The sequence below is a fragment of the Amycolatopsis jejuensis genome (genome assembly GCF_000717335.1).
GTDB lineage: Bacteria > Actinomycetota > Actinomycetes > Mycobacteriales > Pseudonocardiaceae > Amycolatopsis > Amycolatopsis jejuensis.
The window spans coordinates 33,208-47,664 of record NZ_JNYZ01000029.1 but is presented as its reverse complement, the minus strand read 5'-3'; the positions used below and the strand labels follow the sequence as shown (position 1 = coordinate 47,664).

Genomic DNA, 14,457 nt, shown 5'->3' with positions numbered 1-14,457 from the left:
AGCCATCCCTTCGGACGAGAGGTATCAGCGGCGGCGAGCGCCGAAGCGAGCCCAGCAGTAGCCGGACAGTGCACCCGCAGCGAATGCACCGGGGATAATCGACAAGGAAAACCGGGAAGCAGGGGGCGATTCCGGCACCGCGGCCGGAATCGCCTTTTCGACGGGCCGGACGATCGCCTGTGCGAGGCAGGCGGCGAAGCGATCGGCAAGGTCGTCCACACGGATCTGCGCCACCATTCCGCGCAGGCGCAGATCGGCCGTCAAGTCCACAGTGGACCCGTCAGGAGCGGCGGAAACCCGTGCCTCGACGTGGGCGTCTCCCGCCTGGTGTGCGCCTTGCCCGCTGAGCCGGACGACAACCGAACGAGAGGCTTCGTCGACGGCCAAAACCCGCGCGGAGACCACGAAACCCGAGACCTCCGGAAAAGACCGCGCCAGCCGTTCTAGGTCGCCCAGCGCGGCGTAGGTGTCGGCTGCCGGGCAGGCCAGGTCGAAGCTCCGCCGGATGATCATGACACCGGCTCCCCGGAGTCCCGGACCCGCGCCACCGCACGCAGGATGCCGCGATACCCGGTGCAGCGGCAGATGTTGGACCCGAGGACCTCGCGCAACCCCTGGTCGTCGACGTCCGGTTGTTCCCGCAGCAGCCAGGTCGCGAGCATGAGGAAGCCAGGGGTGCAGAACCCGCACTGCACAGCCCGTTCCTCCCGGAATGCTTGCTGCAGCGCGGAAAGCCGATCCGCGGTCCCGAGTGATTCGACCGTCTCGACGTGCGAATCGTCGGCCTGGACGGCGAACACGAGACAGGCCCGTGTCGCCTGTCCGTCGACGAGGACCGTGCACGCCCCGCAGATGCCCTGCTCGCACGTCACGTTCGTCCCGGTGTGGCCGAGGTCGTCGCGGAGCACGTCGGCGAGGGAGGCCCGGGGTTCGACCGCGAGCACGTGTTCGCTGCCGTTCACGGTGAGCCGGATCAGGTGGTCGTCGGTCATCGGCGTTCCTCCAGCCGGTGGGCCGCCTCGGTGAGGGTGCGGCGGGTCAGCACCTGTACGAGGTGCCGTCGGTAGTCCGCCGGACCGTGGATGTCGGCGGCAGGCGTGCATGCACCCACGGCGAGTTCCGCGGCCTCGGCAATGGCGTCCTCGGTGAGCGGGCCGTCGGCGAGCCGCTGTTCCGCAGCCTGCGCCCGGACCACGGTGCCACCGACCCCGCCGAGCGCGATGTGCGTCCCCCGAGACCACACCGCGACGCCCACGGTGACGAGCGCGAAATCGCCGTGCCGCCTGCTCATTTCCCGGACCAGGGCCACGTCCGGCACGCTGGGGAACCGCACGGAGGTAAGGATTTCGTCGCTGCGCAATGCGGTCGTGAGGAATCCCTCGAAGAACTCCCCCGCGCTCAGTTCCCGTTCCCCGACCCGGCTCCGGGCGGTGATCCGGGCGTCGAGCAGACGGGCCAGCAGGCACCATTCCGCGGACGGGTCGGCGTGCGCGATGCTGCCCCCGAACGTTCCGCGGGTCCGGATCGGCGCGTGTCCGATGAGTGGCGCGGTCTGCGCCAGCACCGGCAACGCCGCCCGCGCGGGCGCGCCCAGTTTGCCCGACTCCAGTTCCCGATGGGTCACGCAGGCGCCGATCGTCAAGCCGTCCGCCGACACCGTCCGCAGCTCCGGCAGCCTGCTGATGTCCACGAGAAGTGTCGGCGCGGCAAGCCGCAACCGGAGCATCGCGACGAGACTTTGCCCGCCTGCCAGGATTTTGCAGTCCGGGTCGGCGAGCGCCTCAAGCGCGTGGCCAAGATCCGAGACCCGCAGGTAGTCGAACGGGCTGGGCTTCATCGCGCTCGCCCCCGGATCAGACCCCAGACCACAGAAGGGGACAACGGCAGCGAAGTGGCCTGCACTCCCAACGCATCCGACACCGCATTCGCCAGCGCGGCAGGCGGCGCGATAGTCCCGGCCTCCCCCGCGCCCTTGACCCCCAACGGATTCAGCGGCGACGGCGTCTCCTGATGGATGATCGTGACGTCCGGAATCTCCATCGCGGTCGGTACGAGATAGTCCATCATGGACGCGGTCTTGATCTGGCCGTCCGCGTCGTACACGACCTCCTCGAACAGCGCGCCGCCGATCCCCTGCGCCGTCCCGCCCAGCACCTGGCCCTCCACGATCTCCACCTCGCCCGTTTCCACGTCCACCTCGACCCGCGCCGCGTGCACGCCACTCGCGGTCGGGCTGCCGGTCGGGTGGTAGAACGACGTCGCCTCAAGGACCGGCAGGCCGGTGGCAGTGGTCCGGTGCCGCAGGTAAGCCTCGTCGGCGAGTTCGGCGTACGAGACACTCCCGGCCGTTCCGCGCACGGATACCCGGCTGTCGTGCAGGACGATGTCGTCCGGGCTCGCCTCCAGCAGCTGCCCGGCCAGCTCGGTGATCTTGCGGGCCAGCGAACTCGCCGCCTCGTGAACGGCATTCCCGGCGACCACCGCACTCCGGCTCCCGATCGAGCCGCGGTTGCCGTATCGGACGAGATCGGTGTCGCCGGTCGTCACCACCACCCGGGACGGATCGACGGCGAGCCGGTCGGCGATCACCTGCGCCAAACCGGTGCGGATCCCTTGCCCAAGATGGGAAACTCCGCTGTACACCTGCACGGTACCGTCGCGCCGCAGCTCGGCCGTCGCGCCTTCCCACCCGGGGCTGCGGTACCCCCGCGCGCCCAGCTGGCCGGAGGGACCGGAGCCGGTGTACTCGACATACAGCGCGAACCCCACCCCCACTCGCCGACCGGTTGTCGAAGCACGAGGTGCGTCGTACTTGATGGCTTCCTTGGCGGTGTCGAGCAACGACGGGAAGTCGCCGCTGTCGATCACCGCGCCACTGGGCATGGCGTACGGCATGCGGTCCGGGCCGACCGCGTTCCGCTTCCGCAGCTCGAGCGGGTCCATCCCGAGCCGGGCAGCGGCGACGTCCATCATCCGCTCGATCACGAACGTCGCCTCGGGCTGGCCGAATCCCCGGTACGCACCCACCCGCACCGTGTTGGTGTACGCGCACCGCAGCCCGATTTCGGTGGCCGGGAGGTGATAGGCGCCGGTGGCGAACGTCTTCGTCACGAGCGCGGTCCCGGCCCCCGAGTAATCGGCGAAGGCACCGAGGTCGGCGACGATCCGGTCGCGGAACCCCAGCAGCAGGCCGTCGGAGCTCAACGCCAGTGCGGCCCGGTGGACTTGCTGCCGCGCGTGCACGGTGCTGAGGAACGATTCCTGCCGGTCTTCGAGGTAGCGGACCGCCTCGCCGAGATGCCGGGCGGCGAACGCGGCGACGATGTCCTCGGGGTACACCTCGTAGTACGCGCCGAACGCGCCGCCGAGGTCGGGCACGATCACGTGCAGCCGCTCCGGCGGCAGGCCGAGCACCTCGGCCAGGTGGTCCCGGAACAAATGCGGCTGCTGCACGGTGGCCCACACGGTGAGCCGCCCGTCCGCCTCCGGCCGCGCCACCACCGACCGGCATTCCATCGGCAGGGCGGTCTGCCGCTGGATGCGCAGCGTCTCCTCCACCACGACTGCCGCGGCCGCGAACGCCGCGTCGATGTCGCCGGTGCGCGCGACATCCTGGTACCCCTCGTTGCTGCCGAGCTCCGCATGCACCACCGGAGCACCGGGGTCGAGGGCCGCGACGGGGTCCACGACGGGTGGCCGCGGCTCGTAGTCGATGTCGATCAGTCCCACCGCGTCCTCCGCGAGTGCCCGGCTCCGGGCGACCACGGCGGCGACGGGCTGCCCGGCGTAGTGGACTTCGCCGCTCGCCAAGGCCGGGTAGTGCGGAATGCGTAACCCGGGTTGCTGCCACACCACGGGAACCGGACCATTCGCCGTACCGAGATCCTCGGCAGTGAGGACAGCCGTGACACCTTCGGCCGCGGCCGCCGCCGACGTGTCGAGGTGCGTGATGCGGGCGCTGGCTTCGGTCGCGCGGAGGAAGGCGATCTCCAGCCGGTACCCGAGTGCCACATTGCCGATGAACTGCCCCTCGCCAAGGAGGAGGCGGACGTCTTCGGCCCGGGGCGCGGAAGTGCCGACGGTGGGCCGCGGAGCGATGGGAAGGATCGACATGAGCCTGGTCCTCCTTGTCGGGCGAGGCAGCCGGTCACTCGGCGGGAGCGGGAAGTTCGGGAGTCTGCGGGATGGCCCCGTCCAGGTCGCCGCCGCGGGAGGTCCACGTGTCGCCGAAGCCGGGCCGCTCCTCGTCCGCGGGCGCGGCCGGGGAGCAGTGGAAATGCCAGATCTTCCACACCGGATTGCCTTCGCCGTCGTCGCGGCGCAGCACGGAGGTCTCCCGGAAACGGATCCGGGTGAAGTCCGACGCCTGGTCGTTCAGCGTGGCGTTGCTCGTCCCCCAGCCCTGCTCCGTCTTGGCGCGGGAGAGGAAAACGCCTTCACATGTCAGGTACGCGAGGTCGCCGGAGACGAAGATCCGGTAGTCCCACAGCTCCGGGACGCCGTTGTCGATGTTGTCGGTGTAGTAGCTCCACACCTGAACCATCTCGTCGAGGCCGTAGTAGGTGTGGCCGTTCAGGTTGAACATCAGGGTGTCCGGCGCGAAGCTCCGCTTGCGCCGCCCCATTTCGCGCGTGAAGTTCGCGGCCCACCAGTCGCGGTGGGCCTCCCGGACGGCTTCGACGTCGCCGGCCGGACCGCTGAAGTTCGGCTGGCTCGTGGGCAGTACTGCAGTGGACATGCCGTCTCCTTTTCGTTTTTCAATGCGCGAGCAGCTCGGCGGTACGCGGATGCGCGGCCGGGTCGCCGCTCAGCATCACGACGATTTCGTCGAGCCCGAGCTCCTCGTATTCCTTGAGCCGGACCGCGAGCGTGTCCGGTGTGGCAGCGATGCCGAGCTGATCGGTAGTGCGGTCCTCGAAGAGATCGGCGGCCGCGTCCGTGCCGTCGCGCTCCAGCGTCTCGTTCACCAGCGTCGCGTCGGGCAGGTCGACCCCCACCTGCAGCTCGGGGAAACGGAACCGCAGCGGCCCCGAGATCGCGAGCTGACGGCGGGCAGTCGCGAGATCATCGGCGACCACCGTCGGGACGACGGCCGAGATCCGGAAGTCTTCCGCGCTCCGGCCGTGCTGCACCAACGATTCCCGCACCGTCCGGATCGTCGTGCGCAGGTATTCGCGGCTCGCCCCGGCCGACAGCGACACCCCGTCGCCCACCCGCGCCGCGAGGTCGAGCATTCTGGGCCGGATCGCCATCACGTCGATCGGAATCGGCGGCGGCACCGGCGTCGCGAGCCGGAGCCCGTCGAGGGTGAACGCCTCGCTCGACGCCGTCACCTCCCGGCCCGCCAGCAGGTCCCGCAGCGCGGCGACGAACACCTCCACCCCGCGCACGGTCCGTGCCCCGGTGACCCCGATCCACCGCGCCCGCTGCAGGCTGCCGGTCCCGACCTGCACCCGGACACGACCCGGTGCCAGCGCAGCAAGGGTGGCCAGTTCCATGGCGAGCACGCCGGGGCTGCGGGTGTCGGCGTTCAGCCCGACCAGCCCGATCTCCATCCGCTTGGTACGCAAGGCATACGCGACACTCGGCACCATCGCGTCCTGAAGGCCGACGTGCTCGGCCGACCAGACCCCGTCCAGCCCGGCGCGCTCGGCGGTTTCGACCGTGGCAAGGGTGTCCACGAGAGGAATCTCGCCCCCGTAAGCAATACAGCGACGAATCCCGGTCACTTCCCCTCCCCCGCGCTGAACGACGGCGGTGCCGTGTCGTCGATGCCGATCAGCAAGGCCCGCAAGGCATCGGTGAGATCCCGGCGGCCGGTCGCGTCGAGCGGTGCGAGCAGCTCGTCGCACAGCTGCAGGTGTGCCCGCATCGCTTCCTCGACCCGTTTCGTGCCCTCGCCGGTGAGCCGGACGAGCAGGGCACGGCGGTCCCGCGGATCGGGGATGCGCTCGACGCACCCCGCCGACTCCATCTGGTCGATCACGTACGTGATGGCCCCGGAGGTGACGAGCATCGACGTGGCCAGCTCCTTCGGGCTGAGCTGATGCGGCGCACCGGCCCGGCGCAGCGCGCACAGCAGGTTGAACTGTGTTTCCTGGAACCCGAACCGCTCCAGGTTGGCGTTGGTCTGCCGGTTGACCAGGCGCAGGTACCGCGCGATCCGCGAGACCACGCTGAAGGACTCGAAGTGCTCCTCCGGGAGCTCGGTCTCCCATTGGCCGATCAGTGCATCGACGAAATCGGAACTCATCGCGCGACCCTCCTCGTTCCCGCGTGGGTTTCCCGGTACAGACCGGCCGCCAGCCGGGCGCAGTGCTCCGGCTGTTCCAGCGGCAGCAGGTGCCCCGCGCCGGGCACCGCTTGCCAGCGGCCGCCCGCCGCCGCGGCGAGCGCGCGGCCCCCCTCCGGCGGGCAGGTACGGTCGAATTCGCCGTTGACCACGAGCACCGGACGGCCGACCGGCCCCGCCAGGACGTGCGTCAGGTCTTTCTCGAAGACCTCACGGATCAGTTCCTCCACCATCGCCACATCCTCCCGGCCGGTCACCGCCAGCTCGACGAGCCGGGCCCCGAGCGCGTCCGGCGCGTCCGCGGGCAGGCTGCCGCTGGGCAGCGAAACCCGGAAGTACTCGCGCACGCCGATCTCGCGCATCCGCGCCATCCCGGCTTCGAGATCGTTGTGCTGCGCGGTGAAACCGCTGCCCAACGCGACCACCGACCGGACCCGGTCCGGGTGCCGCTCCGCGAACGCGCACCCGATCAGCCCGCCGACGGAGACACCGACCAGTTGCGCGACCGAAACATCAGCCGCATCCAGAACGGCGGACAGGTCTTCGAGGTAGTTCTCGACGGCGTACGGGCCACGGCGTACCGATGCGCCGTGCCCGCGGAGGTCGAACGAAACGCAGCGGAACTCCGGCAGCCGGGCGGCCATCTCGTCCCAGACCCCGGAAGCCATGTTGAGGCCATGGACGAAAACCATGGTGTCCGCGCAGTGTGGCCGGACGTCGCGGTAGGCGATCGGTCCGGCGGGCCCGGTCGCGTACCGCAGTTCTGCCGAGGTCATTCGCACCGACTCCGTCCGCTGTCGTCTGTGACGGGAGTCATGCTCACTCAGGTACTGCTTAAAGTCAAGTATCTCAAAGTTAAGAGATCTTGTTCGCGGACGATCTTGCGGATCAGCGCTTGTCAGCGCTTGTCAGGGCGATGCGTAAGTAGTAACTTACGCGTCATGGTGACCACGACCGCCGATCCTTGGCAGGCGCTTGCCGACCCCACGCGGCGGCGCGTGTTCGCCCGCGTGGCCGGGGGGCCGTGTTCGGTCACCGAAATCGCGCGGGAGCTGCCGGTCAGCCGGCCTGCGGTGTCGCAGCATCTGCGGGTGCTGCTGGACGCCCGGCTCGTCGAGGTGCAGCAGCAGGGCCGGCTGCGCGTGTACGAAATGCGGGCGGGCGGCCTCGACGAGCTGCGCCGAGAGCTCGACTCCTTCTGGAACACCACTCTGACCAGGTTCAAGAACGTCGCCGAGCGGACGTACCAGCCCGCCGCGGCAGAAGGGACGCCGTCTCGATGAGCACCACTTCCCAGGACCAGACCGCCGTCCAGGTCGACCTCGTCGTCGACGTTCCGGTCGAGCATGCGTTCCGCGTGTTCACCGAACGGTTCGACGAGATCAAGCCGCGCGAGCACAACCTGCTCGCGGTGCCGATCGAGCGCACCGTGCTCGAACCGCGGGCCGGTGGCACCGCATACGACATCGGCACCGACGGGAGCCGGTGCACGTGGGCGCGGGTGCTCGCCTGCGAGCCGCCGCACCGGCTCCTGCTCAGCTGGGACATCAGCCCGCAGTGGCAGATCGAGACCGACCCGGAGCGCACCAGCGAGGTCGAAATCCGGTTCACCGCCGAGGCCCCCGAGCGCACCCGCGTCGTGCTCGAACACCGCCACCTCGACCGGCACGGCGACGGCTGGGAAGGCTTCCTCGGCCTGGGCACCGGCTCCGGCTGGCCGCTGTACCTCGAACGGTTCCGTGCCGCGACGGCACGAGCCTGACCGCGGAATTCCGATGAGCATCAACAACAATCGCGCCGCCGACCTGCGTGCCGCGATGACCGGCGAGGGCGGAGTGACCGATGCGTCGCTCCGCACCGCCGTAGCGGCTCGCGCCGCAGGCGGGCCGTCGGCGAGCGAACCGTACGACACGCTCGCGCAGCACATCGGGGAAGCTTCCTACCGCGTCACCGATGCCGAGGTAGACGCCGTCCGGCGGGAAACGGGTAGCGAGAAAGCGGCGTTCGAGATCGTCATGTCCGCGTGCGTCGGGGCCGGTTTGGCCCGCTGGGACACCGCTCTCCGCGCGATCGAGGAGGCGAGCGATGCGTCTGCCTGAGGTCGAGCGCGGCGACAGCTTCCGCACCAGGGCGCTGATCCGCGTCATCTCGGCGGCACTGGGGGCTCGCCTTCCGGACGCCGCCCGGGTTGCCTTCTACCACAAGGGTTTCGTCGGCCCGGCGCTCGGCGCGTGGACGCACGAGGTGATGCGCGGGCCGAGCGAATGGTCCGTGTCCGAGCGGGAATTGATGGCGGCGATGGTCGCGAACTGGAATACGTGCCCGTTCTGCATCGGAGCACACCGGGCCATTGCCGTCCGCGGAATGGACCCCGCGGTGGCCGACGCCTGTCTCGCCGACTACCACACGGCCCCCATTTCGGCGCCGCTGCGTGCCACGCTCTCGTTCCTGGAAACGGTGACCCGGAACCCGGCCGGATTGCCGTCGGAAAAAGCCGCGGCCGCGATGGCCGCCGGGGCCACCCGGCAACAACTCGAGGACGCCGCAGCGGTCGCGGCCGTGTTCAACATCATCACCCGCTACGCCAACGCCTTGGACTTCGCGATTCCCACCGAGGCGGAATTCGACAAGGCCGCGGGAATGATGCTCAAACGCGGCTACGCGTGACCGGTGGTCATTCCGGCGCCGCCGCGCCCGGCCGGTTCAGGGTGTCCCACCCCTGAAAGGACGGCAGCACCCCGCCGAGCACCAGGCGAGCCAGCCCTTCCGCCCACTGCTCCAGATTCGCGGTGGTGACCGGCTCCGGCCTGCCAAGGCGGCGCGCGAACGGGCCCTGCACCATCGCCGACGACGGGCCCACGATCGCGAACGCCAGCTGGTACAACGGCACCGGCGCCATCCGGCCCGCGGCGACCAGCCGGTCGATGATCGGGCCGAGCAGTTCCGCGTTCGGCAGCAGATAGTTCTCGTAGAGGTAGTTCAGCCGCTCGGATTCGCGGGAGAATTCGTCGACGAGCAGCCGGTGCACCGCCGGGTTCCGCGCGACGTTCACGTAATACCGCAGGACGATCAGCGCCAGTTTCTCGTCGTCCGTGCAGTTTTCGTCTTCGGGGAGCTGCAGCGGGTCCAATTCGGCACAGGCGTAGTCCACCACGGCCCGCCAGAATGCGATTTTGGAACCGTGGCGGTCGTTGATGAAATTGTGGCTGACGCCGATCCGGCGGGCGAGCTCGCGTACCGAGGTCTGCTCGTACCCCAGCTCGGCGAACGCTTCCAGCCCCCGGTGCAGCACGTCGGGGTAGGACAGCGACTGAACGGTGGTCTCCACCCGGCCGAGCCTACCGGAATCCTCCGGACCGCGGAGCAGGATGTCCGGAAAATGCACTCTGACAGCTGTCAAGTTAAGGCTTGACAGCTGTCAGATGCGGGGTTAACTTCGAAGAGTGCCCGCGCTGGAAAGGCGCAGCTTCTCCCTTCTACCGGAAGGTGTACCGACATGTCCGCGACCGATTCCGTCCAGGTGACCGAACCCCCGCTGCCGCCGCGCGAGGACTTCATGACGCTGGCGACCCCGGGGGTCCTGCTGAGCCTGCAGCCGGACAGCTTCCGGCAGGTGTCCATCGGCGACGTCCACGTGGAACTGCGGGACGTCGGCGTCCACGAGGCCAGCGGCGGCATGGTGGGGATGACCGTGCTGCGCGGCACCGGCGAGGAAACCGGCACCGTCCCGTGGCATTACCACCACCTCGGTGTGCAGGTCGCCTACGTCATCCGCGGCTGGATCGAGCTGGAGTTCGAAGGGGCCGGCCTGCTGCGCGCCGAGGCGGGCGACTGTTTCTACCAGCCCGCCCGCAACCGGCACCGCGACGTGCGGATGTCCGGCGATTTCGAGGGCATCGAATTCACCCTTCCCGGCCGCCCGGACACCACGTTGTACGTGCCGGACGAATCCGGCGGCTACACCGAAGTACTGATCGACGAAAACGCCGAAGCGAAATGAGCTCCTGACGTGAAAGCAGTGGAAATCGCGGCCTTCGGAGGCCCGGAAAACCTCAAGACGGTGAAACGGCCCACGCCGGTGCCGTCGCCCGGACAGGCGCTCGTCGCGGTGGAGGCGATCGGCGTCGGTCTCGCCGATGTGCTGACCCGTAAGGGAGTTGCCGGAGTAGCACCCGGGGCCGTACCCGGCATCGAGGTCGTCGGCACGGTCACCGCCGTGAGCGCCGACCAGGACAGCGCCTGGGTCGGGCGGCGGGTGTTCGCCATGGACGAGCATCTCGGCGGGTACGCCGAGCAGGTGGTCACGGAGGTCTCGGCGCTTGCCGCGGTACCGGACTCGGTCACCCCGGTCGATGCGATCGGCATCGGCATCAGTTCACTCGTCGCCGAGTACACTTTGGACAGAGCGGCGGTGTCCGCAGGTGACCAGGTGCTGGTCCGCGGTGCGAGCGGCGGCATCGGCGTGATGGCGGTGCAGCTTGCCGCGGCCCGCGGCGCAACCGTCGTCGCCGGGACCACCACGGCCGACGACGACACCCGGCTGACCGAACTCGGTGCCACCCACATCGTCGACGCGCAGGGCGTCGCCCGCGACGGCCGTACGTTCGGATACGACGCGGTGGTCGACATCGTCGCCGGGGCCGGTGTCCCCGATTTCGTCGGCATGCTCCGGGAAAACGGCCGCTACGTCGTGTGCGGAATCGCCGGTGGGCTACCCCCGGCGGAGTTCGGCATGAGCCTGCTCGCCGCATTCCAGCGGTCACTAACGATTTCGACGCTCAGCCTCAACAGCCACCCCGGCGACGGCCGGGCCGCGGTCTTCGAGACGTTGCTCGGCAAGGCGGCGCAGGGAACCATCCGGCCGCTGATCCACGACACCATGAAGCTCGACGAAGCCGCCGCAGCACACACTCGCCTGGAGTCCGGCAGCGTGTTCGGCAAAATCGTCCTCACGCCTTGAGGGTCCATTGTGAACATTCTGTACACCGCCGAAGCACTCGCTTCCGGCGACGGCCGCAACGGCCGCGGGCTCAGCTCCGACGGCAAACTGGACGTGGCGCTGGCTGTGCCGAAGGAAATGGGCGGCAGCGGCAATGGCACCAACCCCGAGCAATTGTTCGCTGCCGGGTACGCCGCCTGTTTCCATTCCGCATTGCGGATCGTCGCCAAAACAGCTGGCGCGGACACCACCGGATCGACAGTGGGTGCGCAAGTCAGCATGGGACGCACCGAAGGCGGCGCGTTCGGCCTGTCGGTGAAGCTTTCGATTTCGCTGCCCGAGGTAGCCCACCACGAGGCGACGGTGCTGGCGCAAGAGGCACACCTGGTATGCCCGTATTCCAATGCCGTGCGAGACAACATCGACGTCGAGATCGTGATCGCCTGACGGAAGGAACGGCCGTGACCGAACATCTGCTGGCCCCGGCGCCCGACCGCCGCAGCGGGCTGCACAATCGCTGGCATCCGGCAATTCCCCCGCAGCTCGTCCTCGATTCCGGCGACACGGTGCGGCTGACCACCCACGACGCACTCGATGCCCAGATCACCCCGTCAACGTCGATCAGCGACCTCGGCGGCCTCGAACTGGGCCGCGTCCATCCCCTCACCGGACCCATCCACGTGAACGACGCCGAGCCCGGCGATGTCGTGGCCGTACATATCGAATGGGTCAAACCGGCGTCGGCACACGGATTCACCGCGACTTTCCCGGGCCGCGGCCTGATGCCCGACCTGTTCCCGGGACCGCTGCTGGCCCATTGGGAATTCTCCGGCGGATTTGCCACCAGCGCACAGGTTCCGCACGTACGGATCCCGGCGGCCCCATTCGTCGGGACCATCGGCGTGGCCCCGTCTCCGGAACGGCTCGCGCACATCCATGAACGCGAGCGGATCGCCGCCGGAAACGGGGCTCTGGTGATGGGCCCGCGAGCCGCGGGCGCAATTCCGGACGACCCCGTGGTGGCCCGGGAAGGCCTGCGCACCGCGGCCGCGCACGAGGTCGGCGGGAACATGGACATCCGGCAGCTGGGTGCTGGTGCGGTGGCGTACTTCCCCGTCGACGTCCCCGGAGCCCTGTTGTCTGCCGGGGACGCCCATTTCGCCCAAGGTGACGGGGAAACGTGTGGTACCGCGATCGAAATGGCGGCGGAAATCTCGGCGCGGATAGTGCTGCACAAGGGCCTCGCCCGTGAACGCGGCCAATCCTCCCCCACATTTTCCTTCCCGATCACGCAACCGCTGGAACGGTATTACGCGACCACCGGAATTTCCGTGACCCCGGACGGAGTCATCCACCCGCTCGACGCGGCGCTCGCGGCCCGCAATGCGGTGTCGGCCATGGTCGACGCTGTGGCATTCGACCACGGTTTGACCCGCGAACAGGCCTATCTGGCCGCAAGCGTGGCCGGAGACCTGCGGATCAGCTCGATCGTGAACGTCCCGCACGCCCAGGTGACCATGCTGGTCCCGGAATCGATCTTCACCGACTGAGGAGAAACTCGTGGCGCAGCTCATCGCCCTCCATAAGACCCCGCCCGATCCCGAGGCTTATGACCGGTATTACTTCGCCCACCACGTCCCGCTGGCGAAACAATTCCCCGGGCTGCAGAAATACGAGGTCAGCCGCGGCGCAATCGCCGGCGCGGACGGACCGTCGGACCTCCATCTCGTGGCAGTCCTGCATTTCGAGAGCCTTACCGCCGCACAAGCCGCGCTGGACGGCCCCGCAGGACAGGCCGCACTGGCGGATCTGCCGAACTTCGCCCTGCCGGGAAATGTCGAAATCCTGTTGTTCGACAACGAAGTCCTCTAGAAATCCGGACCTGCCGGGGAACGCGGCGGGGGCGGGCGATCAGTTCGCCGCTGCCGCTGGAGTTCCCTCCGACTCCCAGCGGAGCAGGTCCCCCGGCTGGCATTCGAGTACTTCGCACAGCGCCGCCAGCGTCGCGAACCGCACCGCTTTCGCGCGGCCGTTCTTCAGCACCGCCAGGTTGGCCGGCGTGATCCCCACCCGGTCGGCCAGCTCGCCCACGGACATTTTCCGCTTGGCCAGCATCACGTCGATGTCGACGGCGATCGGCATCAGATCACCTCGTCCAGCTCGGCCCGCAGGTGCGTTGCTTCGACGTCGCGGGCGACAGCTTGGGCCAGCAGCATCCGCAGCACCAGCACGATCAGCGCGACCCCAAGGATGGCGACGCCGACACCGGCCATGATCAGGGTGACACCCGGGTCGTCGCGCTGGCCCGGCGCGTTCACGGCGGTCACCGTGAACCACACCAGCGCCGCCGCCACGATGGCGCCGATGATCACGTCCACGTACCGGAAGGCAGCCGGGGAGAACACCGTTCCGCGACGCACCATCGTGACCAGCCGCCACACGCAGACCCCGGCGACCTGGACCGTGACGAGGCCGGCGACCGCGATCAGCCGCATCGGCGTCAGCGGGAGCGAGCCGTCCTCCGGGTCGTTTCCGCTGATCACCATCCAGATCATCAGCACCTGCACGAACAAGGTGCCGCCGAGCACCAGCACCAGCACGGCCCGTAGCGCGTGCACTGTCAGCTTTCCCATGACCCTCCTATCGAGTTGCGATGGGAATCTATCGTAATTCGATAGGGCGGAGCAATGGGGGGTCGGCACTTGTCTTGGGTGGCGACGTGAGGTACGGGTCGGGCGTCTGCTGGTGATCTTGACACCACATCACGATCACAACCCGCAGAGGCCCGGTCATCTTTGTGCTCTGCCGCCGATAAGGCCACGTGAGCGGGCTGCCGTCCGCCTCGATACCCGACCGACACCACCGACGCCGAGTGGGCAGTGCTCGAACCGCTGCTGCCGCGGCCTGCGAGACCGCGGCCCGGGGCCGTCCGGAGAAACATCACCACCGCGCGATCGTGGACGCGTTGCGGTATGTCGTGGGCAACGGCATCACATGGCGGGCGCTGCCGGTGGATTTCCCGCCGTGGAAGACAGTGCACGGGTTCTTCGCCCGCGCTGACCGGGGATATGACGGCGGGAAGAAGATCGACGGCCGCAAATGCCACATCGCCTCTGGCCGCATGGGCCAAAAACACGTTCCGGATCACCCTCGACATCGTGAAGAAATCGTCGGACAGAGCACTTTTGTGGTCCTGCCCAGGCGCTGGGTGGTCGAACGCACCTTC

Annotated in this window: 20 protein-coding genes and 1 pseudogene; 10 read left to right on the top strand and 11 right to left on the bottom strand. The window is 68.8% G+C overall.

What is annotated here, in order from left to right; all coding sequences use genetic code 11:
• Window positions 1-24: 24 nt before the first annotated feature.
• The 8 genes from OO71_RS47855 to OO71_RS33965 are packed head-to-tail and all read right to left on the bottom strand — an operon-like array spanning window position 25 to window position 7,068.
• Window positions 25-513: an SRPBCC family protein gene (locus OO71_RS47855; protein WP_051792571.1), complete on the bottom strand. Its 489-nt coding sequence runs from the start codon at window positions 511-513 to the stop codon at window positions 25-27.
• Window positions 510-992 (bottom strand): (2Fe-2S)-binding protein, encoded by a 483-nt coding sequence (locus tag OO71_RS33995; protein WP_033294087.1) that lies wholly within the window; start codon window positions 990-992, stop codon window positions 510-512. The genes OO71_RS47855 and OO71_RS33995 overlap by 4 nt, the downstream gene beginning before the upstream one ends.
• On the bottom strand, window positions 989-1,837 hold the full coding sequence (locus OO71_RS33990; protein ID WP_033294086.1) for an FAD binding domain-containing protein: 849 nt from the start codon (window positions 1,835-1,837) through the stop codon (window positions 989-991). The genes OO71_RS33995 and OO71_RS33990 overlap by 4 nt, the downstream gene beginning before the upstream one ends.
• The gene (locus OO71_RS33985) at window positions 1,834-4,113 is read right to left on the bottom strand and encodes a xanthine dehydrogenase family protein molybdopterin-binding subunit (RefSeq protein WP_033294085.1); all 2,280 of its coding nucleotides are present in this window, start codon (window positions 4,111-4,113) and stop codon (window positions 1,834-1,836) included. The genes OO71_RS33990 and OO71_RS33985 overlap by 4 nt, the downstream gene beginning before the upstream one ends.
• Before the next feature lie 34 nt (window positions 4,114-4,147).
• Window positions 4,148-4,738 carry a YybH family protein gene (locus OO71_RS47850; protein ID WP_051792570.1) on the bottom strand — a complete coding sequence of 197 codons (591 nt, stop codon included), beginning with the start codon at window positions 4,736-4,738 and terminating at the stop codon, window positions 4,148-4,150.
• Between the two features lie 19 nt (window positions 4,739-4,757).
• The gene (locus OO71_RS47845; RefSeq protein ID WP_162186152.1) at window positions 4,758-5,729 is read right to left on the bottom strand and encodes an LLM class flavin-dependent oxidoreductase; all 972 of its coding nucleotides are present in this window, start codon (window positions 5,727-5,729) and stop codon (window positions 4,758-4,760) included.
• On the bottom strand, window positions 5,726-6,253 hold the full coding sequence (locus OO71_RS33970; protein ID WP_033294084.1) for a MarR family winged helix-turn-helix transcriptional regulator: 528 nt from the start codon (window positions 6,251-6,253) through the stop codon (window positions 5,726-5,728). The genes OO71_RS47845 and OO71_RS33970 overlap by 4 nt, the downstream gene beginning before the upstream one ends.
• Window positions 6,250-7,068: an alpha/beta fold hydrolase gene (locus OO71_RS33965; protein WP_051792568.1), complete on the bottom strand. Its 819-nt coding sequence runs from the start codon at window positions 7,066-7,068 to the stop codon at window positions 6,250-6,252. The genes OO71_RS33970 and OO71_RS33965 overlap by 4 nt, the downstream gene beginning before the upstream one ends.
• 165 nt (window positions 7,069-7,233) lie before the next feature.
• On the opposite strand from OO71_RS33965, the gene OO71_RS33960 reads away from it, so the two are divergent.
• From OO71_RS33960 to OO71_RS33945, 4 genes are read left to right on the top strand one after another with little or no spacing between them, the layout of a single operon-like run.
• Window positions 7,234-7,575 carry an ArsR/SmtB family transcription factor gene (locus OO71_RS33960; RefSeq protein ID WP_033294083.1) on the top strand — a complete coding sequence of 114 codons (342 nt, stop codon included), beginning with the start codon at window positions 7,234-7,236 and terminating at the stop codon, window positions 7,573-7,575.
• Entirely contained in the window at window positions 7,572-8,054 is a 483-nt protein-coding gene (locus OO71_RS33955; protein WP_033294082.1) for an SRPBCC family protein, read from the top strand. The genes OO71_RS33960 and OO71_RS33955 overlap by 4 nt, the downstream gene beginning before the upstream one ends.
• Before the next feature lie 13 nt (window positions 8,055-8,067).
• On the top strand, window positions 8,068-8,391 hold the full coding sequence (locus OO71_RS33950) for a hypothetical protein (RefSeq protein WP_033294081.1): 324 nt from the start codon (window positions 8,068-8,070) through the stop codon (window positions 8,389-8,391).
• Window positions 8,378-8,959: a carboxymuconolactone decarboxylase family protein gene (locus tag OO71_RS33945; protein ID WP_033294080.1), complete on the top strand. Its 582-nt coding sequence runs from the start codon at window positions 8,378-8,380 to the stop codon at window positions 8,957-8,959. The genes OO71_RS33950 and OO71_RS33945 overlap by 14 nt, the downstream gene beginning before the upstream one ends.
• Before the next feature lie 7 nt (window positions 8,960-8,966).
• Here OO71_RS33945 and OO71_RS33940 read toward each other — a convergent pair whose 3' ends face one another.
• Window positions 8,967-9,620 (bottom strand): TetR/AcrR family transcriptional regulator, encoded by a 654-nt coding sequence (locus OO71_RS33940; RefSeq protein ID WP_211260738.1) that lies wholly within the window; start codon window positions 9,618-9,620, stop codon window positions 8,967-8,969.
• Window positions 9,621-9,788: 168 nt separating this feature from the next.
• Between OO71_RS33940 and OO71_RS47840 the strand changes: the two genes are divergently transcribed.
• The 5 genes from OO71_RS47840 to OO71_RS33915 are packed head-to-tail and all read left to right on the top strand — an operon-like array spanning window position 9,789 to window position 13,103.
• Window positions 9,789-10,292, top strand: a complete 504-nt coding sequence (locus OO71_RS47840; RefSeq protein ID WP_051792567.1) for a cupin domain-containing protein — start codon at window positions 9,789-9,791, stop codon at window positions 10,290-10,292.
• A 9-nt stretch (window positions 10,293-10,301) separates the two neighbouring features.
• Window positions 10,302-11,252 carry a quinone oxidoreductase family protein gene (locus OO71_RS33930; protein WP_033294079.1) on the top strand — a complete coding sequence of 317 codons (951 nt, stop codon included), beginning with the start codon at window positions 10,302-10,304 and terminating at the stop codon, window positions 11,250-11,252.
• Window positions 11,253-11,258: 6 nt separating this feature from the next.
• Complete coding sequence (locus tag OO71_RS33925; protein WP_211260757.1) at window positions 11,259-11,678, top strand: organic hydroperoxide resistance protein; 420 nt, start codon at window positions 11,259-11,261, stop codon at window positions 11,676-11,678.
• Between the two features lie 14 nt (window positions 11,679-11,692).
• On the top strand, window positions 11,693-12,781 hold the full coding sequence (locus tag OO71_RS33920) for an acetamidase/formamidase family protein (protein WP_033294077.1): 1,089 nt from the start codon (window positions 11,693-11,695) through the stop codon (window positions 12,779-12,781).
• Between the two features lie 10 nt (window positions 12,782-12,791).
• Entirely contained in the window at window positions 12,792-13,103 is a 312-nt protein-coding gene (locus tag OO71_RS33915) for an EthD family reductase (protein WP_033294076.1), read from the top strand.
• A 39-nt stretch (window positions 13,104-13,142) separates the two neighbouring features.
• Here OO71_RS33915 and OO71_RS33910 read toward each other — a convergent pair whose 3' ends face one another.
• Complete coding sequence (locus OO71_RS33910) at window positions 13,143-13,373, bottom strand: helix-turn-helix domain-containing protein (protein WP_033294075.1); 231 nt, start codon at window positions 13,371-13,373, stop codon at window positions 13,143-13,145.
• Window positions 13,373-13,864 (bottom strand): DUF2975 domain-containing protein, encoded by a 492-nt coding sequence (locus OO71_RS33905; protein WP_033294074.1) that lies wholly within the window; start codon window positions 13,862-13,864, stop codon window positions 13,373-13,375. The genes OO71_RS33910 and OO71_RS33905 overlap by 1 nt, the downstream gene beginning before the upstream one ends.
• Window positions 13,865-14,110: 246 nt before the next feature.
• Here OO71_RS33905 and OO71_RS49500 point away from each other — a divergent pair.
• Window positions 14,111-14,358 (top strand): annotated as a pseudogene (locus OO71_RS49500) (transposase); the annotation flags it as partial.
• Window positions 14,359-14,457 lie beyond the last annotated feature (99 nt).

Excerpts from the sequence above, each read along its gene's own strand:
- OO71_RS47840 (WP_051792567.1), top strand. The coding sequence starts at position 9,789 with ATGTCCGCGACCGATTCCGTCCAGGTGACCGAACCCCCGCTGCCGCCG.
- OO71_RS33960 (WP_033294083.1), top strand. The coding sequence starts at position 7,234 with ATGGTGACCACGACCGCCGATCCTTGGCAGGCGCTTGCCGACCCCACG.
- OO71_RS33955 (WP_033294082.1), top strand. The coding sequence starts at position 7,572 with ATGAGCACCACTTCCCAGGACCAGACCGCCGTCCAGGTCGACCTCGTC.
- OO71_RS33970 (WP_033294084.1), bottom strand. The coding sequence starts at position 6,253 with ATGAGTTCCGATTTCGTCGATGCACTGATCGGCCAATGGGAGACCGAG.
- OO71_RS33985 (WP_033294085.1), bottom strand. The coding sequence starts at position 4,113 with ATGTCGATCCTTCCCATCGCTCCGCGGCCCACCGTCGGCACTTCCGCG.
- OO71_RS33965 (WP_051792568.1), bottom strand. The coding sequence starts at position 7,068 with ATGACCTCGGCAGAACTGCGGTACGCGACCGGGCCCGCCGGACCGATC.
- OO71_RS33990 (WP_033294086.1), bottom strand. The coding sequence starts at position 1,837 with ATGAAGCCCAGCCCGTTCGACTACCTGCGGGTCTCGGATCTTGGCCAC.
- OO71_RS33910 (WP_033294075.1), bottom strand. The coding sequence starts at position 13,373 with ATGCCGATCGCCGTCGACATCGACGTGATGCTGGCCAAGCGGAAAATG.
- OO71_RS33995 (WP_033294087.1), bottom strand. The coding sequence starts at position 992 with ATGACCGACGACCACCTGATCCGGCTCACCGTGAACGGCAGCGAACAC.
- OO71_RS47855 (WP_051792571.1), bottom strand. The coding sequence starts at position 513 with ATGATCATCCGGCGGAGCTTCGACCTGGCCTGCCCGGCAGCCGACACC.
- OO71_RS47850 (WP_051792570.1), bottom strand. The coding sequence starts at position 4,738 with ATGTCCACTGCAGTACTGCCCACGAGCCAGCCGAACTTCAGCGGTCCG.
- OO71_RS33950 (WP_033294081.1), top strand. The coding sequence starts at position 8,068 with ATGAGCATCAACAACAATCGCGCCGCCGACCTGCGTGCCGCGATGACC.
- OO71_RS33905 (WP_033294074.1), bottom strand. The coding sequence starts at position 13,864 with ATGGGAAAGCTGACAGTGCACGCGCTACGGGCCGTGCTGGTGCTGGTG.
- OO71_RS33945 (WP_033294080.1), top strand. The coding sequence starts at position 8,378 with ATGCGTCTGCCTGAGGTCGAGCGCGGCGACAGCTTCCGCACCAGGGCG.